Source organism: Shewanella sp. SM29 (genome assembly GCF_025654245.1).
Lineage (GTDB): Bacteria > Pseudomonadota > Gammaproteobacteria > Enterobacterales > Shewanellaceae > Shewanella > Shewanella oncorhynchi.
Map to the genome: position 1 here is coordinate 141,278 of NZ_JAKKRN010000001.1, position 26,892 is coordinate 168,169.

Annotated in this window: 21 protein-coding genes; 11 read left to right on the plus strand and 10 right to left on the minus strand. The window is 45.5% G+C overall.

Features of this window, described 5'->3' with window-relative positions; genetic code table 11:
* The first annotated feature begins 22 nt into the window (after positions 1–22).
* The 3 genes from deoA (at position 23) to deoD (ending at position 3,380) form a co-directional block, all read left to right on the plus strand.
* Positions 23–1,354, plus strand: a complete 1,332-nt coding sequence (gene deoA, locus L5L77_RS00685; RefSeq protein ID WP_263221791.1) for a thymidine phosphorylase — start codon at positions 23–25, stop codon at positions 1,352–1,354.
* 9 nt (positions 1,355–1,363) lie between these two features.
* Complete coding sequence (locus L5L77_RS00690) at positions 1,364–2,578, plus strand: phosphopentomutase (RefSeq protein WP_263176276.1); 1,215 nt, start codon at positions 1,364–1,366, stop codon at positions 2,576–2,578.
* A 91-nt stretch (positions 2,579–2,669) separates the two neighbouring features.
* Complete coding sequence (gene deoD, locus L5L77_RS00695) at positions 2,670–3,380, plus strand: purine-nucleoside phosphorylase (RefSeq protein ID WP_113939310.1); 711 nt, start codon at positions 2,670–2,672, stop codon at positions 3,378–3,380.
* A gap of 192 nt (positions 3,381–3,572) precedes the next feature.
* Here deoD and L5L77_RS00700 read toward each other — a convergent pair whose 3' ends face one another.
* Complete coding sequence (locus L5L77_RS00700) at positions 3,573–4,643, minus strand: YtjB family periplasmic protein (protein WP_263221793.1); 1,071 nt, start codon at positions 4,641–4,643, stop codon at positions 3,573–3,575.
* 43 nt (positions 4,644–4,686) lie between these two features.
* On the opposite strand from L5L77_RS00700, the gene serB reads away from it, so the two are divergent.
* Positions 4,687–5,667: a phosphoserine phosphatase SerB gene (gene serB, locus L5L77_RS00705; RefSeq protein WP_263221795.1), complete on the plus strand. Its 981-nt coding sequence runs from the start codon at positions 4,687–4,689 to the stop codon at positions 5,665–5,667.
* A gap of 115 nt (positions 5,668–5,782) precedes the next feature.
* Positions 5,783–6,769 (plus strand): alpha/beta fold hydrolase, encoded by a 987-nt coding sequence (locus L5L77_RS00710; RefSeq protein ID WP_263185645.1) that lies wholly within the window; start codon positions 5,783–5,785, stop codon positions 6,767–6,769.
* On the opposite strand, the gene L5L77_RS00715 is transcribed toward L5L77_RS00710, so the two are convergent.
* Positions 6,766–9,147: a PilZ domain-containing protein gene (locus L5L77_RS00715; protein WP_263221797.1), complete on the minus strand. Its 2,382-nt coding sequence runs from the start codon at positions 9,145–9,147 to the stop codon at positions 6,766–6,768. The two genes, L5L77_RS00710 and L5L77_RS00715, sit on opposite strands and share 4 nt — an antisense overlap.
* A 100-nt stretch (positions 9,148–9,247) precedes the next feature.
* Between L5L77_RS00715 and radA the strand changes: the two genes are divergently transcribed.
* Complete coding sequence (gene radA / locus L5L77_RS00720) at positions 9,248–10,612, plus strand: DNA repair protein RadA (RefSeq protein WP_006082696.1); 1,365 nt, start codon at positions 9,248–9,250, stop codon at positions 10,610–10,612.
* Positions 10,613–10,693: 81 nt separating this feature from the next.
* Here the strand turns inward: radA and L5L77_RS00725 are convergent, their stop codons facing one another.
* A complete protein-coding gene (locus tag L5L77_RS00725) occupies positions 10,694–11,065 on the minus strand; it encodes a PilZ domain-containing protein (RefSeq protein WP_105251715.1) in 372 nt (123 codons plus the stop codon).
* A 691-nt stretch (positions 11,066–11,756) separates the two neighbouring features.
* Here L5L77_RS00725 and L5L77_RS00730 point away from each other — a divergent pair.
* Entirely contained in the window at positions 11,757–13,109 is a 1,353-nt protein-coding gene (locus tag L5L77_RS00730; protein ID WP_131523249.1) for an NCS2 family permease, read from the plus strand.
* Between the two features lie 62 nt (positions 13,110–13,171).
* Here the strand turns inward: L5L77_RS00730 and L5L77_RS00735 are convergent, their stop codons facing one another.
* From L5L77_RS00735 to L5L77_RS00745, 3 genes are all read right to left on the minus strand, one after another.
* Positions 13,172–13,603, minus strand: a complete 432-nt coding sequence (locus L5L77_RS00735; RefSeq protein WP_113939315.1) for a CBS domain-containing protein — start codon at positions 13,601–13,603, stop codon at positions 13,172–13,174.
* A gap of 115 nt (positions 13,604–13,718) precedes the next feature.
* Positions 13,719–15,605, minus strand: coding sequence for a lysophospholipid acyltransferase family protein (locus L5L77_RS00740; RefSeq protein WP_263221799.1), 1,887 nt, complete (start codon positions 15,603–15,605; stop codon positions 13,719–13,721).
* Positions 15,595–16,707: a UDP-2,3-diacylglucosamine diphosphatase gene (locus L5L77_RS00745; RefSeq protein WP_263185648.1), complete on the minus strand. Its 1,113-nt coding sequence runs from the start codon at positions 16,705–16,707 to the stop codon at positions 15,595–15,597. Before L5L77_RS00745 ends, L5L77_RS00740 begins: the two co-directional genes overlap by 11 nt.
* Before the next feature lie 318 nt (positions 16,708–17,025).
* Here L5L77_RS00745 and L5L77_RS00750 point away from each other — a divergent pair, with 318 nt between their 5' ends.
* Complete coding sequence (locus tag L5L77_RS00750) at positions 17,026–17,985, plus strand: HNH endonuclease signature motif containing protein (RefSeq protein ID WP_263184617.1); 960 nt, start codon at positions 17,026–17,028, stop codon at positions 17,983–17,985.
* Between the two features lie 584 nt (positions 17,986–18,569).
* Positions 18,570–19,124: a hypothetical protein gene (locus L5L77_RS00755; protein WP_147250498.1), complete on the plus strand. Its 555-nt coding sequence runs from the start codon at positions 18,570–18,572 to the stop codon at positions 19,122–19,124.
* 280 nt (positions 19,125–19,404) lie between these two features.
* On the opposite strand, the gene L5L77_RS00760 is transcribed toward L5L77_RS00755, so the two are convergent.
* Positions 19,405–20,763, minus strand: coding sequence for a YjiH family protein (locus L5L77_RS00760; RefSeq protein ID WP_173243401.1), 1,359 nt, complete (start codon positions 20,761–20,763; stop codon positions 19,405–19,407).
* 706 nt (positions 20,764–21,469) lie between these two features.
* On the opposite strand from L5L77_RS00760, the gene L5L77_RS00765 reads away from it, so the two are divergent.
* Positions 21,470–22,183 (plus strand): hypothetical protein, encoded by a 714-nt coding sequence (locus L5L77_RS00765; protein ID WP_028761881.1) that lies wholly within the window; start codon positions 21,470–21,472, stop codon positions 22,181–22,183.
* Positions 22,184–22,219: 36 nt separating this feature from the next.
* Here L5L77_RS00765 and L5L77_RS00770 read toward each other — a convergent pair whose 3' ends face one another.
* Positions 22,220–23,107, minus strand: coding sequence for a U32 family peptidase (locus tag L5L77_RS00770; protein WP_219251224.1), 888 nt, complete (start codon positions 23,105–23,107; stop codon positions 22,220–22,222).
* Between the two features lie 37 nt (positions 23,108–23,144).
* Positions 23,145–24,155 (minus strand): peptidase U32 family protein, encoded by a 1,011-nt coding sequence (locus L5L77_RS00775; RefSeq protein WP_263186064.1) that lies wholly within the window; start codon positions 24,153–24,155, stop codon positions 23,145–23,147.
* Positions 24,156–24,293: 138 nt separating this feature from the next.
* Here L5L77_RS00775 and L5L77_RS00780 point away from each other — a divergent pair, with 138 nt between their 5' ends.
* Entirely contained in the window at positions 24,294–24,827 is a 534-nt protein-coding gene (locus L5L77_RS00780) for an SCP2 domain-containing protein (protein WP_219234640.1), read from the plus strand.
* A 109-nt stretch (positions 24,828–24,936) separates the two neighbouring features.
* Here the strand turns inward: L5L77_RS00780 and L5L77_RS00785 are convergent, their stop codons facing one another.
* Positions 24,937–26,826, minus strand: a complete 1,890-nt coding sequence (locus L5L77_RS00785) for a S8 family peptidase (RefSeq protein ID WP_263186065.1) — start codon at positions 26,824–26,826, stop codon at positions 24,937–24,939.
* Positions 26,827–26,892 lie beyond the last annotated feature (66 nt).

Below are 26,892 nucleotides of genomic sequence, written 5' to 3' on the forward strand. Positions count from 1 at the left end.
TGCCTATCTTGGAGGCAGTATCATGTTTCTAGCTCAAGAGATTATTCGTAAAAAACGTAATGGTTTAGCGCTAAGTTCCGCAGAAATACAGTTTTTTGTTCAAGGTATCACTACTAACGCAGTGTCCGAAGGTCAGATTGCCGCATTAGGCATGGCTGTGTACTTTAATGACATGAATATGGATGAAAGAATCGCTTTAACGACAGCGATGCGTGATTCTGGCACTGTACTTAATTGGCAGTCATTGGGACTCAATGGCCCTGTTATCGACAAACACAGCACTGGCGGTGTGGGGGATGTGATTAGCCTTATGCTTGGCCCTATGGCTGCTGCTTGTGGTGGTTATGTGCCTATGATTTCTGGGCGTGGCCTAGGTCATACGGGCGGCACGCTCGATAAGTTTGATGCTATTCCGGGTTATCAAACTGAGCCATCAAGTGAATTATTCCGCAAAGTGGTTAAAGAAGTCGGTGTGGCGATTATTGGTCAAACAGGCGATCTCGTTCCTGCCGACAAACGTTTCTATTCTATCCGCGATAATACCGCCACCGTTGAATCCATTTCCCTCATCACAGCGTCGATTCTGTCTAAGAAATTAGCCTGTAATTTAGATGCACTAGCGATGGATGTGAAAGTCGGTAGTGGTGCTTTCATGCCAACCTATGAAGCATCGGAAGAATTAGCTCGCAGTATTGCCGCTGTTGCTAATGGCGCGGGCACTAAAACGACAGCTTTGCTTACAGATATGAATCAAGTGCTTGCATCTTGTGCCGGTAACGCGGTTGAAGTGAAAGAAGCCATCGACTTTTTAACGGGTGCTTACCGTAACCCGCGTTTATATGAAGTCACTATGGGTCTTTGCGCTGAGATGTTGCTTCTGGGCGGTCTTGCAAGCAATGAAGCCGACGCTCGCGCTAAACTGAATCGTGTGCTCGATAATGGTCGCGCTGCAGAACTTTTTGGCAAGATGGTGTCGGGTCTTGGTGGTCCAGTCGATTTTGTTGAAAACTACAGTAAATACCTACCGCAATCACAAATTATTCGTCCAGTTTTTGCCGATATGCAAGGTTATGCCTATAGCATGGATACCCGTGAATTAGGTTTAGCGGTTGTGACCTTAGGTGGCGGCCGCCGTAAGCCCGGTGATGCACTAGACTATAGTGTTGGCTTAACTCAAGTGTGTGCTTTAGGCGATAAAGTAGATTCATCGACTCCGATTGCCGTTATCCATGCACAGTCTGAAGCCGCCTTCGCGGAAGCTGAACTTGCGGTGAAAAAAGCGATTCACATTGGTGAAACCGCTCCAGAAAAAACACCTGAGTTCTATGCCTATATTCGTGCATCGGATCTTTAAGGAAGAATTATGAAACGTACCATTATTATGATGTTGGACTCCTTTGGAGTCGGTGCTTCTGCTGATGCAGCAAGCTTTGGTGATGTCGGTTCCGATACCTTTGGTCATATTGCTAAAGCATGCGCCGAAGGCAAAGCCGATATTGGCCGTGAAGGCCCGCTGAAATTACCTAACTTAGCGCGCTTAGGTTTAGGCCATGCAGCGATGGAAAGTACTGGCGCCTTTGCACCCGGTTTTGGCGATAATGTTGAGCTGATTGGTGCTTATGGTCATGCACAAGAGTTAAGTTCGGGTAAAGATACGCCGAGCGGTCACTGGGAGATGGCGGGCGTGCCCGTACTATTCGAGTGGGGTTATTTCAGCGAGCACCAAAATTCTTTCCCTAAAGAACTGACGGATAATATCTTAGCCCGTGCAGGTCTGGATGGATTCTTAGGTAATTGCCATGCCTCAGGTACAACCATTTTAGAAGAGTTAGGCGAAGAGCACATGCGCTCTGGCAAGCCTATTTTCTACACCTCTGCTGATTCAGTATTCCAAATCGCTTGTCATGAAGAAACCTTCGGTTTAGACAATCTCTATCGTCTTTGCGAAATAACCCGTGAAGAGTTAGAGCCTTACAACATAGGTCGCGTCATTGCCCGTCCATTTGATGGTACTGGTCCAAGTGATTTTGCCCGTACCGGCAATCGTAAGGATTATTCGCTCGCGCCACCTGCAAAAACTGTACTCGATAAGCTGAAAGAGGCTGGCGGTGAAGTGGTGAGTGTAGGCAAGATTGCCGACATTTATGCTTACTGTGGTATCACTAAAAAAGTGAAGGCGAACGGCTTAGAAGCACTTTTCGATGCGACTTTAGCCGAAGTGAAATCTGCGGGTGATAACACTATAGTGTTTACTAACTTCGTTGATTTCGACTCTCACTACGGTCATCGCCGTGATGTTGCTGGCTACGCCAAAGGGCTAGAATATTTTGATGCCCGTTTGCCTGAAATGCTCGCATTATTAGGTGAAGACGATCTGCTGATTTTAACGGCGGATCACGGTTGCGATCCAACATGGCAAGGCACGGATCATACCCGTGAATATGTGCCAGTATTAGCCTTTGGCGCTGGATTGAAAGCGGGATCGCTGGGTCGTCGTAATAGCTTTGCCGATATCGGCCAATCTATTGCGAGCCACTTTAAGCTTGAACCTATGGCCTATGGCGAATCGTTCCTTTAGGCAAATTAGCATTTATTTCGATTTGGCGGCTGACATTTGCCGTCAGTAAACAAAGACTTAAGTCTTAATAAAATAAACAGGGGTTATTTCGATGGCAACACCACACATTAATGCTGTAGAGGGCGCATTCGCTGAGACAATGCTGTTTCCAGGCGATCCATTACGTGCAAAATATATTGCTGAAACATTCTTAGAAAATGTTGAGCAAGTGACTGATGTTCGAAACATGCTAGGTTTTACTGGTACTTACAAAGGTAAGCGTATTTCAGTAATGGGTTCTGGCATGGGCATTCCTTCATGCTCTATCTATGCAACTGAATTAATTCGTGATTACGGCGTTAAGAACCTGATCCGTGTGGGTACTTGTGGTGCGATCAGCACTGACGTTAAAGTACGTGACGTGATCATCGGTATGGGTGCATGTACTGATTCAGCGGTTAACCGTTTACGTTTTAAAGGCCAAGATTTTGCCGCTATCGCTAACTATGAGCTGATGAATGCGGTTATCGAATCTGCGAAAGCTCGTGGCACTAAAGTTCGCGTAGGTAACATTTTCTCTGCGGACCTGTTCTACACTCCTGATCCACAAATGTTTGACGTGATGGAGAAGATGGGCGTATTAGGCGTAGAAATGGAAGCGGCTGGTTTGTACGGCGTTGCCCATGAGTTTGGTGCACGTGCCCTGTGCGTAGTGACTGTATCTGACCACATCCGCACCGGTGAAAAGACTTCTGCAGAAGAACGTCAAACCACATTCAATGATATGATCATCATGACATTAGAAGCGGCTATTACACTGTAACTGTTATTCTGTAAGAGTGTGCTACTGAAAAAAGGGTTCGCAATGCGAACCCTTTTTTTATGCCAATTTTTAGCGGCTGTTCTATTCGACTTTGTAATTAATGGTTTGGTTATTAGAAATTGCTTGTTTATGGCTTATCTAGAGCTTAGCTATCAATAGATTAGTGATTTACCTTATCTATCGAAATAGAGATTAACCTGTTGAATCTGTGTCGAGATCACTTGGTTCACTGGGTGTTTTTGGCGTCGAGGTTTCGGCTGCAGCGGCTGTTGCTTTAGTCGCGTGTTTTACCCGACGGACACTTTTCACTTTAGGTTTAACCTTAACAGGTACCGCTTGTTCCGCATCGTTTGCCGCGTTTTCAACTGTTGTATTATCCTGTAATTCCAATGATTTTTCTGACGTTTTTTCGGCCTTAGTTTGCACGCTGGTCTGAGTGAGCTTATCGGTATTTGCCTCTGTCACTGCTTTTGGTGCCTTAGTTGGCTTAGTCACTTTCTCTTGTGGGTTATCAGTGGTTGCCACCGGTTGATCTTCGGTTAGCTCTTGCGCCAAACCATCATTAACACTTTCTGATGGCTCTTCAGCTATGGATCGTTTCTTAGGTTTTTTCGGCGCTTGACGCAACTTAACCCGAAAGCGGCGGCGGTCGAAGTCGGCACGTTTGAAAGACAAAGAGCGCGAAAGCAACATACCAATCAAGCCTGCAACCAACAGCATGATTTGTTGTTGCTCCATGTTTAAATTATGAGCTTCTTTGATTTCGTTGAAAAATAACTTGGTATCAAGCCTAACTTCGACATAACCTAGATTTTTCCCTTCTTGGATCACGGGCTCTACATAGGGAGGATATTTGCTTAGCAGCAAATTCATATCTTCAGAGTCAGGCTCAACTACATCCTTAGTGATGCTTTGAGCGAAGGATAGCCGCATGCCTTGGTCACTGAAGATGGCGGCGGACATCACCTTAGGATCTTCCACTAAAGCGCTGGCGAGCCATTGCAACTGCTCATCATTTTGCAGTTGTAGCGCGGGTGCGGCACCATAAGCGGTTTGCTGTACCAGTAATCTGGCCATCTTTTGAGTTTGGGACTTTAGAAGCAGCTGACCTTGTAGTAGGCTTGTTTGCCACAATTGCACTAAGCCGAATATTAAGGCGAAGGCGGCGGCAATTTGGATTAGTCTACTGATTTTATGGCTTTTCTTTAGCCCTTTAAGATATAACACTTTGACCCTTAAAATGTAGAGCGCTTGCCTAATCATAATTGATTCTGAGTGAGCCCGATAGTTGGAGAATTTAAGTCCGATGGAAAGCTTGAACCAAGATGCGCTTTTTTTGTGGTTAGTCTCTGACCATTCCCCAAGGTTTGAACGCCAAGGGCAAGTGTTTGAACGTTATCAAGAGTCAGCAAACCCCGCTGGTGTTTCACGTGTGCGAATTATTTATCAAGATGCCGTGGTAGAGGCGACAATATCGGCATGGATAGCGCAATTACCTCAGTCTAACGTTATCGGTATCGCCCATATCGAACGCCAAGTTGGTTTACATTGTATCGAGTTGGCACTGGTAAATTTGCCTTCTCAGGCGCAGTTAGCGGCATTCCCTCAGTCTTTAGCTGAATTGCATGTCATTCATGCTGATTTGCCTCGCTTGAATCATCCCGGCTTATTAGTGATGGACATGGATTCCACGGCGATTCAGATTGAATGTATTGATGAATTAGCGGCCATGGCAGGCGTGGGTGAGCGCGTGGCGGCGATTACTGAACGTGCTATGCAAGGTGAGCTAGATTTTGAGCAGAGTTTGCGCCAGCGCGTGGCACAGCTTAAGGGCGCCGATGCCAGTATTATCACGACCTTGTGCGACAACTTGCCTTTGATGCCAGGGCTTGAGCTTATGCTTTTAGAGCTTAAATCCCATGGCTGGCGTTTAGTGGTGGCATCTGGCGGCTTTACGCCTTTTGTTGGCCATTTAAGGCAGCTTTTAAACTTAGATGCGGCCTTTGCTAATGAGTTAGTGATCACTGACGGTAAACTTGCGGGTGAAGTAACAGGTAAAGTTGTGGATGCGCAGTTTAAAGCAGATGTGGTTGAGCGTTGCAGTGAGCAGTGGCAAATTCCAAAAGGCCAAAGAGTCGCGATCGGCGATGGCGCGAATGATATTCCTATGGTGATGGCAGCGGATTTTGGTATCGCTTTCCATGCCAAACCTAAGCTGGCAGCGGCGGCGGATGCCAATATTCGTCACCTCGACCTGCGAGTTCTACCTTACCTGCTACAAATCTAGATTATTCATTTATTTAAATATAAGTCTGGATAGAGACTGAGTTAGAGTAAGGACTCTTGTCTTTTATTGATGAGCTGGTAGTTTAGGGATATTGATAAACTACCAGTGACTTATTTTGACTCAGCTCGCCCAAGGCTCAATTTCGACCATTTCACAGTCTTCAATCTACCTGCCGTACCGCGATGGTCAACTGCATCTACGCCAGTTATTACCGGCTGCGCCTGATTTTTCTAAAACGCCTATCCTCATGCTTCATGGTGCTATGTCTAACGGTCGGGTGTTTTATAGCCAGAGTGGCCGTGGTCTTGGTTGTTATTTAGCGAAGGCGGGATTTGTGGTGTATGTGCTGGATACTGCAGGAAGAGGGCTCAGCTTGCCTAAAATCGATCGTGATTTTACCTTAGGGCAGGGTGAAGTGATCCGCGAGCAGTTACCTTTAGTGCAGCAGGCGATTCTCGATTTACATCAAAAAGTCTGCCAAGAGCAGACGGCTCGTAAAGCTGTGGCGCCTTTGCAGGTGCATTGGTGCGCCCATTCATGGGGCGGCGTGTTGATGGCGAGTAGTTTGGCCCGATATCCTGATTTGCAGCAAAGCGTTCGTTCACTGCTTACTTTCGGTAGCAAACGAACAATTCGGGTTAAGTCCTTCAAAAAGTGGTTAATGGTTGATGTTTTTTGGAATCGTTTAGCGCCAGGTTTAGCGATGGGCCAAGGTTACCTCGCCGCCGATAAGTTGCGCATTGGTATGGACAATGAAAGTCGCGCCTCATTAGTTCAAAGTATCGATTGGGTGCGGGGTGATTGGATCGATCACGATGATGGGTTTGATTATGCGAAAGCGGCAAAGCGTGCTCATTGGCCACCGGCTTGGTTTATTTCAGGGCAAAACGATACTGTGTTGGGGCATCCTGAAGATGTGGCGGATATGGTCGTAGAGTGTGGCTTTAAACGGGTTAAATCGACACTTCTTTCTAAGGAGAATGGCTTTAAGCATGACTATGGCCATGCAGATATGCTGACGCATTTAGATGCCACCAGCGATCATTTTCCTAAGATAAGGGATTGGTATTTAAGTTTTGATCTGGCGGTATTAAACAATTAAGACTGCTTTTTATGAAGTACTGGGTATCTTAATTCAACTTCTTGGGTAATATCTAACAGTTCGCCGACACCAATCACACGCCATAACTGTTCTTCTAACTGTTTGGCTTTGTGGTTTGCATGAATATGAATGTATTCCAACTCGCGGCGCAGATAACTCATGTCTGGCTTCTCTGTCGCGCCACGGTAAATGCGTAGAGCAATAAAACGGCCAGTAATGTTACTTTGATTGATAAAGGCTAACTGCGCTTGAGCGTTACCGATTTCTGTCGTTCGCATACACTTCAGATGAATTTTTCCGCGAGATTGTCGAGTTACTTGGACAAACACTTCAATGAAATCCATGTCTTGTTGTGGTTTCATCTGACGGATAGGTTCGAGAATATCCCGTTTAAAGAATCCGTCTTTTAGTAGCGGTGCTAAGTTATATTGCAGGGTATCTGAGGTTCCCGCAGCAAAAATATCGCTGACCTCATCTTGCCGCGTGCCGACGCCTAAACACGCGACTTGAGCTGCTTTTGTTGTTTTTTCAACAAAATAGGGCACAGAATGCAAATCACGTAATAATAAATTTTTTAAACCATCGGCTAGTTCATTAGCCTCACTATTGTTTTCGGTTAGTTGTTCTAACTTTTCCTTATTATGAGCGATGAGTTTATTTAAAAACTCCACTCCCACATGGGGAGAATGACCCATTACTGCGGTTAAATGCAGCGTCACGCCATTCTTACGGACTCTTACTAAGCGATAGGGGAGGTTATCTAGCTGTGTCTTGCCTGCAATGGTTTGGAGCTTTGGGAAGCTTAACAGTAGTGGTTTATTTGATGAAAAATCTGCAGGATTATCCAAGGTTAATTGCATGCCTCGGCTTGAAATATCTAAAGTAATGCCCGTGGCTTTGTGCTTGTCTTGAGTCACATTGACTAAGGTTTTAAAGGCGAAACGCGCTTCTTGGCGTCGCTCGCTAAACTGCATGGAAACTAACTTAATTTGATTGGTGGTCAGTCTTTGTTGACCAAAGGTTTTTAGGGCGTTGGCATTACTATCGTCTTGCCAAGCTTTGTAATGGCCTCTGGTATCTTCGTTGCTGATTTCGATGAGCTGAAGCAAATGACTAAATTGCGATAATTGTTGTTCGACCAATGGGCTAAATTTTGCTTCATCTCCTGGGAGGGTCGCACGTCGATAACCCTTATCATGATAAATTTTATCTTGGGTGACTTTGAAGATCCGCCAGCTGGGCTTGGTCGATGCAAAGCCTAAAAATAAAGGCATCATGCCCTTAGCTTTAAGCTCTGCTAAGGTGGCAGAGTAAAAATATAAGCAACCTTGGGCATTATAGGTAAAGCTAAAAAATAGCCCATGGTCGGGATTTTCAGGATGATTAAGTAGCTCAGATAAACGGCTTGGTGTCAGCATAGCTGGTAACTGGCTCACATCATTTTCATCTTGAAAATAATGCACTATCTGCTGGTTATCTCGGCTGAGTAGCATGTGGCTCAAACCTTGAGTTTGAGTATTGAAATATAAAGGTAAGTGCGGTAAATGGGGTAAATAATGACGCTCAAATCCAAGCCCTGTTGCTGTGACTATCACATCATTCACATCTACTTTGTAACGCAGTTTGTAGCCGCGGATTAAATTGCCAAGCATTTCACTTAAGGCTTCGCTGCCCCCAATACGCTTGAGTCTTAACCAAATATATTCGCCATTGGTTTGGCTATCGACAACCTCATAGTCAACACCGAGCTGGAGATCGGGATAGTAAAACTCTTCACTGAGTTCCAGTAATTTTATTTTAAGGGGATGGTCGAGATCGAAGGGATGGTTGGCTGCAAGACGAATACGGGCACCACCTACGGATAAATCTGCAGTTATCCCTTGTACTTCACCACGGCCGGTTTGCGATGCTGCGATGCGAATACTGTAATTCATCCGCTCTTCTGTGCGGTTGAAATAACTGCCTAATACCACGCCTGGCACCATAAAAGGCTCTGACTCAGCGGCTTCCATTTGCGTGACATTTTGGCGCAACTTTAACCGACGTTGTTGGTGAGCATTGAGCACATACTCGTATACTCCCAAGGTATATTGGTTGCGAAACAGTGACATGGCCTCATGCATACTGTTTTTGGCGGGTTCATCTAAAAAATGTCGCTGTTGACCTAACATCACTTCAACACAAGGAAGCTCAGATTTATCCCTGAGATCGATAATTCGCGTGCATGGTGAAGCCAAGCGACTGAGTTCCATTTTCACTAGAAAACGGGTCGAATTGGTTTCATCTATCGTCAGCTGATGGAAAATCTCTTGGAAGTTAGGTTCCATGAGCAATGGCTTGAGCTGTTCGATGAGTGCACTATGGTTATCTAGACTCATGTAGGGTTCTTTTTAATGCTTATTTTGTATTGGGCTGTTAGTCTTATGTCGGCAGTATTCGTAGTTACTTAAATTGATTTTATACAGATTTTAATGAGTTATGGCAAAGAATAAAACGGCGTACGTATGTAATGAGTGTGGACAAGACTTTCCCCGTTGGCAAGGGCAGTGTAGTGCTTGTCAGGAATGGAATACGATCACTGAGGTGAGGCTCGGTGCAGCTTCGCCTGGGCGCAGCACTAAGTTTGTCGGTTATGCCGGAGCAAGCAGCAATGAAGTGAAGACATTAGATCAAATCGATCTTAATGCCTTACCGCGGATCTTGAGTCATTTTGGCGAATTAGATCGAGTGCTCGGTGGTGGGATTGTACCAGGTTCTGCCATTTTGATTGGCGGACATCCAGGCGCAGGTAAGAGTACGCTTTTATTGCAAACTCTGTGTCATTTGGCCGAGCAAATGCCTGCACTGTATGTCACGGGTGAAGAATCGTTGCAGCAGGTAGCGATGCGCGCCCATCGCCTTGGTTTACCAACCAATAAATTGCGGATGTTGTCTGAAACCAGCGTCGAGCAAATTTGCGAAGTTGCCCTTAAAGAATTGCCTAAAGTCATCGTTGTTGACTCGATTCAAGTGATGCACATGAGTGATGTGGCATCGAGCCCTGGCAGTGTGTCGCAGGTGCGTGAATCCGCTTCTTACTTAACCCGTTTTGCGAAAGAAAATGGCATTGCCGTGATTATGGTCGGCCATGTAACCAAAGATGGCAGTTTGGCTGGGCCCAAGGTATTGGAACATTGTATCGACTGCTCTGTGATGTTCGAAGGGGATAGCGATAGTCGTTACCGCACTTTGCGCTCCCATAAAAATCGTTTTGGCGCGATCAATGAATTAGGCGTATTTGCCATGACAGAGCGCGGCTTAAAGGAAGTCGCCAATCCTTCGGCAATCTTCCTTTCTCGTGGTGAAGAAGAATCATCTGGCTCGCTTGTTATGGTGGTTTGGGAAGGCACCCGGCCCTTGTTGGTGGAGCTGCAAGTGCTGGTGGATAACTCGGCCATGTCTAACCCGCGCCGCGTGGCTGTGGGTATGGATGCAAACCGTTTGGCCATGTTGCTTGCCGTAATGCACCGCCATGGTGGTTTGCAGATGTCGGATCAGGACGTGTTTGTTAACGTGGTGGGCGGCGTGAAAGTAACGGAAACCAGTGCCGACTTAACGTTACTCTTGGCTATGGTATCGAGTTTTCGTGGTGACATTTTACCTAGCGATTTAGTTGCCTTTGGTGAGGTTGGGTTGTCCGGCGAAATTCGTCCTGTGCCTAATGGGCAAGAGCGATTAATCGAAGCCGCTAAGCATGGTTTTAAGCGAGCAATCGTGCCCAAGGCCAATGTGCCGAAAAAGCCTCCTGCTGGGATGGAGGTGGTGGGTGTTTCTAAGTTATCCGAAGCGCTAGAAGCGATTTAGCATCAAATGCTCGCGAGTGAGATTAACACCAGTAAGTAAAACAGCGCCATTAGGCGCTGTTTGTATTTGTGAGCTGGTGTTTTAAGCTGTGATATTGTGTTTTTCGATAAACAACATAAGTTCACGATTCAGCAAAGAAGCATCACCTAGGTTCAGTTCCACCATACGTTTTAGGTGGCTGATACTATCAACATCGATAAAGTTACACTTCAAACCTAATTGGGCATTTTTTTGATGGACCAACTCAGTTTCCATACGGATCTCAATGTCAGATTCTGGTAAGGCAAAACTGAGGGTAATAGCATCACCCGAATTAATAAAATTTTGCGGTTCTTCAACCAAAGCGCCATTTAGACTCAAATCGAGAATGGTCGTCTCCCACTGCGCACCACCTTGTTGTAGATGTGCGCTCGTGGCAAATAGAATCCGCGAAAACTTACGCCTTTCGTCCATACCCAATCCTTTTTCTTTCATAGTCAGCTAAGTGTAGTCCCATCAGTGCCTCTAAGCATAAGTCATATTGATGTGACTGTAAAAGCAGAGTAATTTTTTGTTCAATAAAGCTACCAAGATCGCATATTCACGCAGGCGGTGTGAATGACGAGGTGTTCGTTACATAAAGCGTAAGTGTGGCTCCTTGTACAACAACCCCTGAAACGTTAATACGCCAAGTATCAATGCACAGTATCAAGGTTTGGTTGACTTGCCATATTCTAATATTGGGAGATGAAGGAGAGGGAAGTTAGCGAACGTTTACGCAGCACTGGCAAACTCTTATCGTGATTAATGTGATATTAAGTAGCAGTTATTACATAGGTTTAGGCGTTTTTTTAAACAACAGATTTCAGTTTTTGCCGCTAATTTTTTATCGAAGTGTAGGCGATGTCTTAGCTATCTTTGGGAGATTCCAGTATCATCCGCGCCCAACAACGGCTGCGTCTACATGGTTAATGGCTTTTTAATCATCGCGAGGCATCACTGCTTGCAGATCATGGATTTTTCCCACAGTAGGAAAATGATGTGGATCTCTCACCCAAGTCTGATGGATTTGGGGCTCTAATCTGCCGCAGCCAGCGTCGCCAATTGCGTTTTAGGGTAATTGGTACCGACCCCATTTTAAGAGATCACAAGGTATAACAACATTATGTCTGAGCAATTGAGTTCAACAGCCGTACCCTCTGGTTCGTTTCTGGACCGTTATTTTTCTATTCAACAACGTGGCAGCACAGTTCGCCAAGAAGTGATTGCGGGATTTACAACCTTCCTCGCTATGGTCTACTCAGTAATTGTGGTGCCAAACATGTTAGGCCAAGCGGGGTTTGATCCCGGCGCCGTGTTTATAGCTACCTGTTTAATTGCTTCATTTGGTTCTTTGCTCATGGGTTTATGGGCTAACTTACCTATGGCGATTGGCTGCGCGATTTCGCTCACGGCCTTTACTGCGTTTAGCTTAGTGCTCGGTCAGGGAATGTCGATTCCAGTCACCTTAGGTGCTATTTTCCTGATGGGCGTGACGTTCACACTTGTGAGTGTGACAGGTATTCGCCAGTGGGTACTGGCGAATTTACCAAAGGGCATAGCCCACGGTACAGGCATAGGTATCGGCTTGTTTTTACTTTTGATTGCGACTAACAGTGTGCAGTTGATTGTGGCCAATAGCGCAGGCTTACCTGTGAAGTTAGGCGACATTAACAGCTTACCTGTTATCGCTACCGTTATAGGTTTAGCGGCGACAATTGGTTTAGAGCGCCGCGGTGTACCAGGCGGTATTTTGTTGGTGATTATCGCGCTATCGGTATTTGGTTTAGTGTTCGATCCGAGCGTTAAATACCAAGGTTTGTTCGCCTTGCCTGATTTTACCTCAGAGCATTCACTGATTGGACAGCTCGATATTATGGGTGCCTTTAATCCTGTGGTATTGCCTATCGTATTAGCGTTAGTGATGACGGCGATTTTCGATGCGACCGGCACTATCCGTGCTGTGGCTGGCCAAGCTAATTTACTCGATAAAGACGACAATATTGTCGGCGGCGGTAAAGCCTTAACTTCAGACTCAGTCAGCAGTATGGTGGCAGGTTTAGTCGGCGGTGCACCAGCGGCTGTGTATATCGAGTCGGCGGCGGGGACTGCAGCGGGCGGTAAGACAGGTTTAACCGCGACTATCGTTGGCGTACTGTTTTTATTGATGATGTTTTTAGCGCCATTAAGCTACTTAGTGCCTGCCTATGCGACAGCGCCTGCTTTGATGTATGTGGGTTTGTTGATGCTGAGTAATGTGGCGAAACTCGATTTTGACGATAAAGTTGATGCCATGTCGGGCTTAACCTGCGCTGTGTTTATCATCTTAAGCTGTAATATCGTTACCGGTATTATGCTGGGTTTTGTGACACTGGTGGTAGGCCGTATTTGCAGTGGCGAATGGCGCAAACTGAAGTTAGGCGTGCTTGCCATCACCTTAGGTTTAGTGGTGTTTTATATGGGTGGCTGGGCGATTTAAGTTAGGCAAACTGAGTGATTTGAACTGAGTTATTGAGAACAGAAGCGAGTGCAGTCTTAGGATTAGCACTCGCTTTGATTTTGTGCTCTGTACTCACAATAGGCACGTAATAAGTCTTTCCAAGTAACAATCCCAACCAATTTACCGTCCTCTAACACGGGTAAGCAGCCTATATTGTTATCTAATAACATGCGGGTGGCCGTGTCTAAATTGATGTGAGGTGCGACGGTAACCGGATTACGCGTCATCACTTGATGGACACGTTTTTGTAGGGTTTCTAAGTCTCTTGCGGTTTCGGCGCTACTGCCTAAGTTCGGGCTAATCGCGCGCAATAGATCCCGCTCCGATAGCACGCCTTCAAGTTGATACTCATCGACGACCAACAAGTGATGAAAGCTCGCTTGGTCGAAGATTTCCTTCGCCACAGTTAATCGATCGTCCATTTCAACCGTGACGACTCGGGTACTCATAATATCGGCGATAATGATCGGCATGATGATCCCCTGTTAAGCTTGCGCATCCTAGGATGCGCTCTGTTAATGCGCAGCATTACAGTTACTTATAACAGAGTGGTGCAAGTTTAGCCAACACCCATTACAAAGTTTTAACTCAAAGATCTTGGACCTCTGGCTCATCATCCGCTGTGATTGGCATCCGCTCCGATTCGGGCAAGTGTGCGCCTATGTAGCGTTGATACTTTTTGCCTTTCAGTTTGTGGGTGTCCACCAGCACTAAGCCATCGATACAATCGCCAAAGTCGGCGTCGATACCAAAGGCGAGAAACTTAACCCCATCGGTTTTACATAGTTCACCATATTGTTTGTAGAGCGTAGGTACGGCCGCCCCCATACTCGCGAGCACTTGTTTGAGTTGCTTAAAGTTACTCTGATAATCCTCGGAGAAATACAAGTCATCTAACTTAGCTTTTTGGGATTTAGATAAGCCAAAGGGTGACATGGAAACTGCCATCTGCTGCGCAGGTGCAAATTCCCGCGCATAAAAGTGCACTAGCATTTCCCTCGCACTTCCAGGCAGTTGATTACTGATGGACACAGGGCCAAATAGATAACGATATTCAGGATGCTTGGCGAGATAAGCCCCAATGCCAAACCACAGATAATCTAAACTGCGTTTACCCCAATATTTAGGCTGCACAAAGCTGCGACCGAGTTCTAACCCTTGCTTCACAAAGGGCATAAAGCTGTCGGCGTATTGGAATAGGGATTGGCTGTAGAGTGCGTTGTTGCCATATTTTGCTAAGACTTGCTCACCACTGGCAAAACGATAGGCGCCGATAATTTCAAACTGCTCTTTATCCCACAACACTAAGTGTTGGTAGTAGGAATCGTATTTATCGATATCGCGGCGCTTGCCCGAACCTTCGCCTACGGCGCGAAAGGCGATTTCCCTCAGGCGGCCAATTTCCCGCATGATGGGATTACTGTCGTGGTGTTGGTAGAGATAAATCAACTTGTTATCTTGTGTTTCCCCTAGAAGTTCACATTGTTGCAGTGCCGCTTGCAGTTCACGGCGCGATTCGGGGTGGGCGATAGCGCTCTGGGTGATAAACAGTGGATCTTTATCTTTGCCAATACGATACAAGTGATTTTTAAGCAGTTTTATCTTGGTCTTGAGTGGAAAGTCCATTGAGCGTACGGCTTCATTGGGAATGAGCTCGCCAATGCGGATCGGCATATTACGTTTAGCCTGCTTGAACATTTCCTTCACTAGTAGCAGTGTCGCAAGTGGCTTGTAAATCATAGATGCGCCGTAGAAAGTGGCAGAGTTTTTGGCATCTAAAAATATTGGCAGTAGGGGCGCATTGCAGGAAATTGCCATCTTTAAAAAGCCTGAGTGCCATTGGGTATCACGCACGCCGTTAGGGCGCAGACGCGAGACTTCGCCCGACGGAAAAATCAGCACTGCGCCTTCGTTACGCAGGTGCTGGTGGATTTTTTCTAAATGTTGTTTCGGTGTGCCACCAGTCATATTGCGCACCGGCAGTAGGATTGAGTGCAGCGGTTCCAGCGCCATCAAGAGTTCATTCGCGACGACTTTAATATCAGGGCGAACTTCACTGATGAGTTTGATGAGCGCTAATGCATCGAGTGAACCTATAGGATGGTTCGCGAATATGACCACTCGGCCTTCACAGGGAATATTTTCTATTTCGTTGGCGGGCACGGTAAAACTAAAGTCAAAACTCGCCAGCATTTGTTCGACAAAGTCTACGCCCTGTAAATAGGTATATTGATTGGCGATATCGTTGCACTGTTTTTCATTGAGCAGGTAACGCAGCATGGCCTTGGCAGGTTTAGCGAGCCAAGGTTTGTCATTGATCGCTGGTAGATTTTTTTCAACCACATTATCAACGGTAAAAATCATGTTATTCGCCTTAAACGGCACAGTATGCTTTTTGTGGCTAAGGTTGCTGTTTAGCGTTTTTTCATTGTATTCCATAGCGTTATGTAATTGATTCATAGTGTTAGGCAACATCCCTTGGGCGAGTTTCGCCGGTATTTATGTTTGGCATTTGCTGCGCTGCCGTTTTTTGTTGCTTGTCTTTGTGCGTCTCAGGCGGCTGTTGTACCAGCGCTATACTGTTGAGAATATCGAGCTTGAGCGTTTGCTCGTTCCAGCGGCAAAGTTGTAATTCGCCGCTTAAGGTTTCTGTGATTAAACTGCAGTTTTCGACCCAGTCACCGTCGTTGGCGTAGATGATCTGCCTCTTTTCAAGGGGACTGAGTGGTGAGTAATATTGGGCTGCTCTGGGGTGAGTCGAGAGTTCGGGCTGATGGATATGACCGCAGATCACACCGTCAACATCAAAGTGCTGGGCATAGTTGAGTACCGCTTGACGGTAATGTCCAATAGCGGCTTGAGCCTTGCCCACTTTGGACTTGATATAACTTGCCAGTGACCAATAGGGGTAACCTAAGCGTTCCCGCAAGCTATGGAGATTGCGATTGAGGAACAATAATAGGTCATATAAATGGTCGCCCAATATGGCGTAGAAACGGCCGACACACACATCGGCATCAAACTGATCCCCGTGGAGCATCAAGAGTTTATGGCCGCCAATTCCGTGGTGAATATGTTGGCGGGCAATTTTAATATTCCACAGGCTTAGCTCGGCGTAGGGTTTAATCAGTTCGTCGTGGTTGCCCGGCAGATAAATCACTTGGATGCCGTTTTGTGCCAGTTCAATGAATTTTTGCAGTACTTTATTGTGGCTATCGGGCCAGTGCAGCTTACGTTTCAACGCCCATAAATCGACTATGTCACCGACCAGATACAAGTGCTGACAACGCACGGTTTCAAGCAAGCTGAGCAGGTAGTCAGCCTTGCAATCCTTACAGCCTAAATGGATATCTGACAACCAGAGGGCGTTAACTGTGATGCTTGCTGTCTGGGGTGATGCCGTCTGGTCTGAAGTTAATGCGGATGGGGTAATAGCGGCACAATTGAATTGATTTGAGGATGTTGGTGCTAATGTTGGCGTTTGTGTTGAGCGATTAAAGATGGGAGGGGAAAGGCTGGGGTCATTTATCTCTTCCCGCGTAGACCTCTCAAGTTTCCTGAAATTAAATCCTGTCATCTCGTATTCACCCCATTAGGCTGTTAACGAATATGAGCTTAGTGGGGGGCTTTGACCGAATGATGAAGTTTAGATGACATGCAGATGACAAAAGGTGAATTAGCCTGGACTGAACCTGCAAGATTCACATCAGGATGCAATTAGATCCGATAGGTTGGTTTAACTTACTTCTGCCCCATTGCGAGTCAGCATCATAAATTTAGGCTAGATGTGATATACACTGATTGACCTAATTTTAGTAATGCTACAAAGTTATAAATTAAGCCGTACTAGAGATTGATCAACACTTCGAAGTCACTCCATTAAGGACAATGCTTAATGTCTACTGCCCCAAAGAAATCCTATCCGCTCAAGAAATCGATATCATTGTCTGCTCAGAGCGGTTTTTTTACACATTTAAGTGTTAGCAGGGAGAATGAAAATGCGCGTCAAGGCATGCAACTACTGCTGTCCACCCTCCGAGACAACCAACTCACTAAAGGGCTTGCAGCTTACACTCTGAACAAAGGCAATCCATCTATCGGTTTTGGCATAGAGCGCGGAAAAACCCTATTTTCGATCAAAAAAGCTAAGCAGGACTTTTATTTTCACTTGAACGGCACTGATGAGCAACACAGAACCGAATGGGAATCGCTTACTAATGCGCTCGGGGTTAAATTCACTTTCAAGCAGACAATTTCTGTCAATGCACTTGGCAATAGCGCCACTAGCAACGATGAACTATCAAAGTTACTTCAATTCCTTGGATACTGTGAACAGTGTAACTATGTGTGCGAGTTTGTCGGTATTGAACGCCCCTCTCAGCAGGCCCAATCTGGTGCTGTTGAAGGTGATTTTTACTTTGGTCTCAATCGGAACACTAAAGAGCAACATGATTTCACTAAGGCATTACATCAAAAATATGGTGGCCGCTGCGTCGTCACTGGCTGCAATATTAGTAAGGTTCTCGAAGGGGCTCATATAAAAAGTTACGCCGATATGGATAAGCAAGATAGATTTCAATTTGAACCACACAACGGCTTGTTATTGCGCTGCGATATCCACGCATTAACGAGCGGAAAAGCTCCACTCATGGTATTCAAACCACTCAAACAAAAATACAGCCAAGGGAAAGGACGGATTAAAGTGCTGTTATCTAAAGAGTTGGATAACAGTGATTACACTCCTTTCAAAGGCAAAATATTCTCTGTAGACCTTTCCACCTACCAATACATTTCTGATGTTTACAATGATGTCCTAATCTGGGGTATTAAGGGTTTTGGCAAGCCTTTTAGTTAATGGGACGATAGCTGTATTAACACTACAAAGCCTCGTCGAGCAACTCTTTTGATGGGATTTGAATCGCCATAACGTCATTAGACGACATATGCCCCAAAGCTTGTTTCAAAGTCTAAAATGCAAGTAGGGCGAATAAAGTTGTGGCTATAAAAAAGCTAATGTGATGAGGTTACTTTCAACCTAGAAGTCATGCCCGTCTGAACTTTCAAAAACCAGCCACTACGTTTGTCAGGATAGCCTCTCCCTCAAGACGAAGCGGAATGACCGACAGCAAAAAGCAGCCTGCCTTATAGGCGCAAGCCAGTGAGGGGATGTGATACGAGAGTTAGCCTGAGTGCGGGGCCTTTATGCTGTCTATGAAGGTCAATAATCAGTCATGCGAGAGCGTATAAGAATGAGAAAGCTAAAATGATATCAAGTGATTATCCGCTAAACTGTAAAAAAAAACGCTACCGCAAAAAAGCAAATTCCTATAGCATCATTTTTACTAATCAACATGGATGTGGCAGCGGCCAAGTCCAGCAAGCAATTTATGTCCCGCAAACAACGCAGCGCATAAATGCTAAGACGTTAGCATGCCAATAATGAAACCTTACACACTTATTGTTCTTACCTTTCTGTTGGTGACGGGCTGCGCATCCAACTCGCCGAATTCGGACATTAAATTTTGCAAGATAGGCGAGTTATCTGCACTTCAAGGCACATACTCCAACGAAGCAACTAATGCACAGGATCATTTCAGAGTTTACCTCTCACAGATTATTTGGCCCGAATTAGAGGATCTCATACTGGAAGAGCATCAGGATATAGACCGTATCTCGCTTTCTATTGATTCTGCTGGGAAAGTTTTGGCTGAAGGATATTCTCAAGGTATTCTTAGAAAATCCGGTAATCCAGAATCTATACAATCTTTAGAAGACGGTGTAGTGCCCCTATATTCCCATTCAACGGTTTTGCCCCAACTAAGTGAGTTAGTCGGCTGGCACGATACACAATTATTCTTGTACAAGGACTGCGACCAAAATTTAGTTTTGGGTAGAAACAGAGTATCGACAGGACTGGCTTACCTTGTTATTCCAATGCACTTCGATAGCAGCGAGTCACTTACCTTTCGTAGGCTGGATCATGCTAGCAAGTAAAGCAACCAGACGGCTGTGCCGCCGGTTCTTTTGGCGTTACCCATAGAAATTTTAATTCGAAATTCACTAATTCGAGCTAAAAGTCTAACTCGGAAATGTCCAAAAGTGAGTTGTGTGGTATCGAGTGGAGATTGTACGATTAAGTCACGCTATATAATCACAACAGCCAGTTCGTGTATGAGTTAGTGCAAAAAGGGGAGTCAGTTAATCTGACTCCCCTTTTTTGGAACGCTTGTTGGACTTACATTAAAACCTACGTTAGGCCCAAACTAGCGTAATGTTAGAACAATAAATGCGCTACACCTGCGATAACAGGCAGTGTCACTAAGGTGCGTAGAATAAACACCACGAAAAGCTCAACGAAGTTGACGGGAATTTTACTGCCGATAAGCAGTGCACCGACTTCACTCATATAGATCAACTGAGTCACAGACAAGGCTGCAATTACAAAGCGGGTCATATCTGATTCAATTGAGCTGGCAAGGATTGACGGAATAAACATATCCGCAAAACCGACCACGATTGTTTTAGAGGCTTCAGTGGCTTCTGGAATATGCAGTAATTCGAGTAATGGAATAAACGGCATACCCAAATAGTTAAATATGGGCGTGTGCTCGGCAATAATCAGTGCCAGCGTACCAATGGCCATTACCACAGGAATAATACCAAACACCATATCGACAACGTTTTTAATACCTTCATTTAAGACCGCTTTTATGCCACCAGCACTGGCGGCTTTTTCTAAGGCTTTATCAAAGCCCCAAGATAAGGCGCCATGTCCAGCGGGGATCAGCTCATCATCTGGCATGCGTGGTGTGTCATCTATGTAGTTGTCTTTCTTCCACGATAATGGTGGCAACTTAGGCACAATCACAGCGGCGGCAAAACCCGCGAGGCACACAGTCAAATAAAAGGGCACAAACATATGCTCTAACTTAACTTGTGAGATCACCACTAAGCTGAAGGTAATCGATACCGCCGAGAAGGTTGTACCAATAACTGCGGCTTCTCTCTGGGTATAAAAACGGGCTTCGTATTGTTTGCTGGTCAGCAAAATACCGACACTGCCATCACCTAACCATGAGGCCATACAATCGATAGCGCTACGACCCGGTAGATTGAACACGGGACGCATCACTTTCGTTAAGAGTGTGCCAAAGAGCTCGAGTAGGCCGAAGTTCAGCAGCAGCGGCAGTAACATACCTGCAAAGATAAATACCGAGAACAACACAGGTAATAAGTCGTTTAAGACTAATGCGCCAGTGCTCGAGGAGTTGATGATCTCTGGACCTAAACCTAAGTAAGTCAGTACGATAAACACTGCACCTAAGATCCGAGTCGTCAACCACATAGGGCTGACATTCAATAAACCATTAAGGAAGTGATTTTGCGTAACGAATGTGGGCTTAAACACTTTTGACAGTAAAGAGGCCAGCGCCGTAGTCACAACAATAATAGTCACTATGAGGGTTAGCACACCGCTCAATGCGCCTTGCAGTGCTTTAGATATGATAGCGATAGGAATTGTGATCGCATCGTTGTAGCTGATAGGGGTCATAAATAACAACAGACCAATCAGCGAAGGGACGATAAAGGTGAGTATCGTCTTAATGTTTCGGTTTTTATTTTCAGTAGCCAATGTTGTACACCTTAAAGTACGAGTCGTACATGGTAAATTTGAATAAATAGCCGCACGTAACAAGCTGTCGACGCTAATTAAGGTGCATTTAAATTCAACTCAAAAACGAGAATGGGGAAGATTACTCGCTTAGCTTCTCTATGTAAAACGATTCGCTAGTTAGTTTGATATAAGCAGCAAAACAGCATAGTTATTTTACTTTAGTTGTCGATAAATTAAGAGTGGTTATATTGGATTGTATTACTGTAAAATCATTATTAAACATGGCCTTACAATCAATTGCCTTAGGTTGGTTAACGACTGGTTAATTACTTGTTTACTGATGTGTGTGAAACTATCTAGATGTTATTTCTGCACAAAAAAACATCAGCAACTTTAGCGCTACTGCCATGTTGGCTGGTTTTCTGTTCGATTTGAAAGTGCAATAGAGATAACTCTGGCTATATAGCGTTGACGAGAACCTGTTGTGCATATCGCGGTAATGTTAAGGAGTCTTGGGTACTAGGACACATTTTTATGCGATAAGCCTTTAAATCGACTTATCTCTAAAAGTGACCTTCTCCACTATCTTGATGCTTTTGTGATTGACTAAAAAGTCGCAAATAACGATGAAAGTAAAAATATTATTCATAAAGCGGATACCCGCCGCTTTAAATCTTCTCATTTCCATGTAAGTTAGTATTACTCCCATCCAGCTCTAGTATTCATGATCGCAAAAGTACAGAAGGTTACGATTAAAGGCGGCTCAACACTGGCCATTAAGTTTGGTTTTTTGGGGATCTTTGGGCTTTTAATTGGCATTGTTATTACTGTTTTGGGGTTCGATGATTCTGAATTCCATCGCTTCAATTTTTTGAATCACACCCTAAGTGAATTAGGGACTTATGGTCATTCGTCTTTCGCTGTCATTCTTAACGGTGGATTGTTTTTTGGCAGTTTAAGCCTCGTTTTCTATTGTTTGTCTTCTTTGCAGCAGGTGACTTCTTGCTGGGGATACCCTTTCTTTATCAGTTTGGCTCTCACTTTTCTGGCTTTAGCGAGCGTGGGATTATTTCCGGTGAACGTGTATCACTTGCATGTTCTTGGGCTGAAATGGTTTTTCTATCTGGGGAGTTTGAGTGCGATCTTCTACTTAGCCTTGGTCTGTTTCGGCAAGTCTAACTTTGGCCGTTGGACTGGGTTGTTGGCGTTAATAGTCTTATGTAGCATGTTGACGTTTCTGTATGCGCCACAGCTCAATTTAGGTTTGACCGAAGGCGATAGACCGTTTTATCAGGAGATGGTATTGCAACTGCCGCGTCCTACTTTGTGGTGGCCAGCCCTACTAGAATGGATTGGACTGGGAAGTTTATTGTGCTGGACAAGTGTGCTGCTTTTTAGCCAGTTAAGCTTCAGCCAAGATCCCAAAATCATTGGCTGAGTTATCTTTGAATTTAGACTTATCTTCAGCTCTAGGCTATGGATTCACATGCACAGCAAGGCCCGCTTCACCAAACCAATAACCGTTGCACTGGGTTATACCAAGATTGCTATTCATCGAAAAATCCTGAGTATTTTTAGTCGCTTGAATCGTATCGACCAAAGCATTGGCTTTAGTGATGCAGTCAAGACTACTGGGTGATACTCGAAACACATCGACCCCCATCTGTGTCATTGCCGCTATTTCACTGCGTAAATCTAAACAGCTAGCGGATTGGGTTTGAATTCCATTGAGCCTGAGTAAAGGCTGCTGCTCTTGGGTTTGCGCGAGTAGTCCTTTACTGTATTCACGGCACACCGTTTCGCAATGATCTTTCGTGAGCTGTTTGTGTCTAGCGGTAAAGCAGCGCGCCGAATGGGCGAGTGGTAAATAGCCGTGGCCGAGCACTTCCACCTCAAATGATGGCTGTTCTTGAATCACTTGTTGCAACCAAGCCTTAGATAGCTCCACTGGCATGACAAATCTTTGCATTCCAAACCGCTGCAAAATATCTAAACTAGCGCGATTGTAGTTATTGATACTCGCGCCGCAGACAAAGGGTAACTTACGCTCTTTGGCAAGATACACTGCCGCCATATCGTTTGCTTCGACGATAAACTCACCGTTATCGACCTGACGTTTGAGCTCAGTATATTCAGATGGCGCTTCGATTAAGGCCAGCGTCGAAAGCACGACTTCTTTACCCGCCTGCTTGAGCATTTGCGCCAGCTCTAGATAATCGCCCCACTTGAGTTCGCGTCTGCGGCTACAAACCGCCTCACCTAAATACACTAAGGGAATTTGACTGGCGGCGACTTGCTGGTAAAAGTCAGCGACTTGCTGTTTCTGCCAGCAATACAACAGTGGTCCTAGGGAAATCTTCATAAGGTGTCCTTTGTCAATCTTGCTCTCTATTTACCTTTTATTGCCAATCGCGCTCGTAGGCGCCAAGCGTAGTGATCTGACCCTCGGATACTTTCGCTAGGGCTTGTTCCCAATGGGGTTGATTTTGGCTTTGTGAGTAAAGCGCTGGATTATTTAGATAGGTGTCTATGGCTTGACGCCATACTCGAGTGACTTGTTCAACATAGGCGGGGCTGCGTTGACGTCCTTCGATTTTAAGCGACACTATGCCAGCCTTGGCTAGCTCTGGAAGTAAGCTTAAGGTATTCAAACTGGTTGGTGATTCGAGTAAATATTGCGGCGAATCTTGATCTGCTGTGATGTAACGGCCTTTGCATACCACGGGATAACCCATTTGTTCGTCGAGGGCTGATTTATCAATTAACACATCGTTGAGCCGGGTTAATCTGTTCTGTCCTTCTTCTTGCCAGCGTACGTGTTTTGCTGGTGAACAAGATCCACCTGTGTTGGGCGATTGGCCCGTTACATAGGATGACAGCTGGCAACGCCCTTCGGCCATAATGCACAGACTACCAAAGGCGAATACTTCCAAATCCACTGGGCTGACTTTAGCAAGATCCCGTACTTGTTTCATGGATAACACTCGTGGCAATACTACTCGGGCGATGTTAAAGGCTTCCTTATAAAAGCTCAGCGCACCCAGATTGGTTGCACTGGCCTGCACCGATAAATGCAGTGACAGGTTTGGATAGTGCCTATGGGCATAATCGAGTAAAGAAAGATCGGCGACAATTAATGCATCCATACCCAGTTTTGCCGCTAAATCGATAGCCTGATACCAACGATGCTCTTCACCGGGCTTTGGAAAAGTATTTAAGGTCAAAAAGATTTTTTTGCCGTGCTTTTGCGTCAGCTCAGTGGCTTCTTGCAATTTTGCGGGGGTGAAGTTTAATCCTGCAAACGAGCGCGCGTTGGTGTCGTCTTTTAACCCTAGATACACAGCGTCGGCTCCGGCATGTAATGCCGACTTTAGCGAGGCCAGATTTCCTGCTGGACACAACAGCTCCATAGTGATGCTCCCGATAAAATGATAGCCGCTGAGTGTAGGTAAGATTGAATGGCGATGAATTGATTTAAAACAGGTTTAAGATCATAAAATCCCGATAAACTGGGATATATCATGTTTTATTCTTGTAGGGTTCCCGCTATGTCCGCTGTTTTTTTCGCAAAATTTGCTCAGCAACTTTTAGAGTTCACCCCAAAAGCCATTGGCTTTCCCCTTGCTAAGATGCCGTTTAGCCTCAAAGCAAAAGCCATCAGCCAATTGCTTGAACTCTTACTTGCCGAGCAAGCTGCTGACGATGAGCTTGGATTTTTGACGGATAAATGGGTCGCGATTCGAGTGGAAGATATAAACTTAGCCTTCGAAGTCAGTTTTAATGGAAAATGGCAAGTCAGAGAGCTCACCGATGCGCAGGTGACCTTTAGTGCCAACTCTGCTGAGCTAGTGTTAGTGGCGGCGGCGAAGGAAGATCCCGACACGCTATTCTTCCAGCGTAAGCTGAGTATTCAAGGTGATACTGAATTAGGACTTGAAGTGAAAAACCTGCTGTTAAGTATCGAATTTGCCAGTATGCCAGCCCCAATTCGTCTTAGTGTTGAAAAGCTTGCCGCTGTGATTGAGCGTCTGCAAATTGAAGCGAAACCGACAATTATTCTCGCCAAATCCCCAAGCTTTTAACGTTATTTAGTGAGACTACACACTGCTAATTCCATAAAGAAGCCCGCTAAGTTGTTATCTTAGTGGGCTTATTTTTATTTAAACTTTATTGTATGGTTTGGTCAATGAGTTAGTAGCTTGCACTCAGTTGTAGTCCCGAGTAGCTCGAATAAGCGCGTAACATCACATGGTAAGTTCCCGCTTGAGTCACGGTAATCGAACAGCTTTCATTGTTCCCGTTTTTATAGGGACGGCAATCATAGCTGGTGGTCGTTGGGGGAGTGCCTGCTTTAACATACAGGTCTACATCTCCAGTTCCGCCACTGGTGGCAATGTTGAGTTGGCTATTGGCTGGAACCACTATCTTGTACAGTTTCTCTGTTGCCGTTGCCCCGCTTAAATTCGTGACAGGTACGCCATTGGTTAAGCAGTTTGCATCGGTGCAGCTTCCGCCACCATTCAGGTTATAGCTGGCTGTCAGTTGGGCATTGGCGTAATTATTATAGCCTTGCACCATCACATACCACCGACCCGCCGTAGGTGTCGTGAAGTTACAGCTCTCGTTGTTGCCATTTTGATAGGGGCGGCATTGGTAGCTTGTTGTCGTCGGTTTTTGCCCTTGGCTGACATAAATATCCGCATCACCAGAACCACCCGCTAGATTGATCCCTAAACTTGCCGCATTGACTGGGACATCGATGTAGTAATACGTCGCAGAACCTGTGGCACCACTGATTGCGACACCCACATTATTTTGCAGTGGTGTTTCATCGACGGGACAATTATTGCCACAGCCACCATCATCGCCTGCGAGTGAAAAGAGTAATTTATTGGGTGAACCTGTTTTCGCGTCTGTAACTTTATTTGACGTGGCGCGCGTCGTAAGTAAGTTTGTCACCTGTGCGGGAGAGAGATTTGGATTTTCATCTAAGTATAATGCGGCAACGCCTGCCACATGTGGCGCTGCCATTGAGGTACCACTTATGGTATTAGTCGCTGAATTCGAGTTATACCAAGCGGACGTAATGCTCGAACCAGGCGCATAGATATCAAGGCAAGTTCCGAAGTTAGAAAAACTCGAGCGGGAATCGTTACTGGTGGTTGAACCAACCGTGATGGCATTTACCGCCCGTGCGGGTGAGTAGTTACAAGCGCTGCTGTTGTCGTTACCCGCCGCCACTACGAAAGTGACCCCTGCGGCAACTGCGGCATTGACTGCATCATCAGTTGCTTGGGAGGCGCCTCCTCCTAAACTCATGTTTGCGACTGCGGGGCCGGAAGCATTGTTTTTCACCCAGTTTATCCCTGCAATTACGCCAGAGTTACTGCCTGAACCTGAACAGTTGAGTACTCTGACGCCCACAAGATTGACGTTTTTAGCCACACCGTAGGTAGCGCCGCCAACGGTTCCTGCCACATGGGTACCATGGCCGTTACAGTCAGTTGCATCGTAATCATTATCCACAAAATCATAGCCACTGCTGGCGCGACCACCAAACTCATTGTGAGTATTAAGCACGCCAGTATCGATCACAAAGGCGGTTACACCTGAGCCGTCGAAATCCGTGTGATAGTTACTATCCAATGGCAAGTTTCGTTGATCGATTCTGTCTATGCCCCAGGTCGGACTCGGTTGATTGGCATTGGCTTCAACCATAGGCGTTACTGACATGATTTGATCTTGTTCTATGTATTTCACATTTGGATCTTTACGCAGTGCTTTAATCTGTTGGGCGCTGGCCTTGATGAGTACACCATTGAGCACATTGCCAAAGTTTTTCATCACAGTGACATCATATTGGTTGACTAAACTCTCGGCTTGTTTCGTCGCGAATTCAGCTATGGTGTTGTTATTACTTAGATTAAGAATGCTTGGGGTATTGAATACAACAATGTAAGTATCTTTGATGGCTTTAGATTGTGGGACACTTACCATACTCGCTTGGTATTCATTAGCGTTAACAGGGAAGTAAGCAAGTCCAGTTGCGACCGCGACTGCAATTAAATGTTTCTTATGCATGTTGAACTCCATTTTCTTTTTATGTCTCCACGGACTTCGAGACATAATTCAATGTAGAAGGTATTT

Bases quoted from the DNA above. Each gene is read 5' to 3' on its own strand.
- deoA (WP_263221791.1), top strand. From the start codon at position 23: ATGTTTCTAGCTCAAGAGATTATTCGTAAAAAACGTAATGGTTTAGCG.
- L5L77_RS00690 (WP_263176276.1), top strand. From the start codon at position 1,364: ATGAAACGTACCATTATTATGATGTTGGACTCCTTTGGAGTCGGTGCT.
- deoD (WP_113939310.1), top strand. From the start codon at position 2,670: ATGGCAACACCACACATTAATGCTGTAGAGGGCGCATTCGCTGAGACA.
- L5L77_RS00700 (WP_263221793.1), bottom strand. From the start codon at position 4,643: ATGATTAGGCAAGCGCTCTACATTTTAAGGGTCAAAGTGTTATATCTT.
- serB (WP_263221795.1), top strand. From the start codon at position 4,687: ATGGAAAGCTTGAACCAAGATGCGCTTTTTTTGTGGTTAGTCTCTGAC.
- L5L77_RS00715 (WP_263221797.1), bottom strand. From the start codon at position 9,147: ATGAGTCTAGATAACCATAGTGCACTCATCGAACAGCTCAAGCCATTG.
- radA (WP_006082696.1), top strand. From the start codon at position 9,248: ATGGCAAAGAATAAAACGGCGTACGTATGTAATGAGTGTGGACAAGAC.
- L5L77_RS00725 (WP_105251715.1), bottom strand. From the start codon at position 11,065: ATGGACGAAAGGCGTAAGTTTTCGCGGATTCTATTTGCCACGAGCGCA.
- L5L77_RS00730 (WP_131523249.1), top strand. From the start codon at position 11,757: ATGTCTGAGCAATTGAGTTCAACAGCCGTACCCTCTGGTTCGTTTCTG.
- L5L77_RS00735 (WP_113939315.1), bottom strand. From the start codon at position 13,603: ATGCCGATCATTATCGCCGATATTATGAGTACCCGAGTCGTCACGGTT.
- L5L77_RS00740 (WP_263221799.1), bottom strand. From the start codon at position 15,605: ATGTTGCCTAACACTATGAATCAATTACATAACGCTATGGAATACAAT.
- L5L77_RS00745 (WP_263185648.1), bottom strand. From the start codon at position 16,707: ATGACAGGATTTAATTTCAGGAAACTTGAGAGGTCTACGCGGGAAGAG.
- L5L77_RS00750 (WP_263184617.1), top strand. From the start codon at position 17,026: ATGTCTACTGCCCCAAAGAAATCCTATCCGCTCAAGAAATCGATATCA.
- L5L77_RS00755 (WP_147250498.1), top strand. From the start codon at position 18,570: ATGAAACCTTACACACTTATTGTTCTTACCTTTCTGTTGGTGACGGGC.
- L5L77_RS00765 (WP_028761881.1), top strand. From the start codon at position 21,470: ATGATCGCAAAAGTACAGAAGGTTACGATTAAAGGCGGCTCAACACTG.
- L5L77_RS00770 (WP_219251224.1), bottom strand. From the start codon at position 23,107: ATGAAGATTTCCCTAGGACCACTGTTGTATTGCTGGCAGAAACAGCAA.
- L5L77_RS00775 (WP_263186064.1), bottom strand. From the start codon at position 24,155: ATGGAGCTGTTGTGTCCAGCAGGAAATCTGGCCTCGCTAAAGTCGGCA.
- L5L77_RS00780 (WP_219234640.1), top strand. From the start codon at position 24,294: ATGTCCGCTGTTTTTTTCGCAAAATTTGCTCAGCAACTTTTAGAGTTC.
- L5L77_RS00785 (WP_263186065.1), bottom strand. From the start codon at position 26,826: ATGCATAAGAAACATTTAATTGCAGTCGCGGTCGCAACTGGACTTGCT.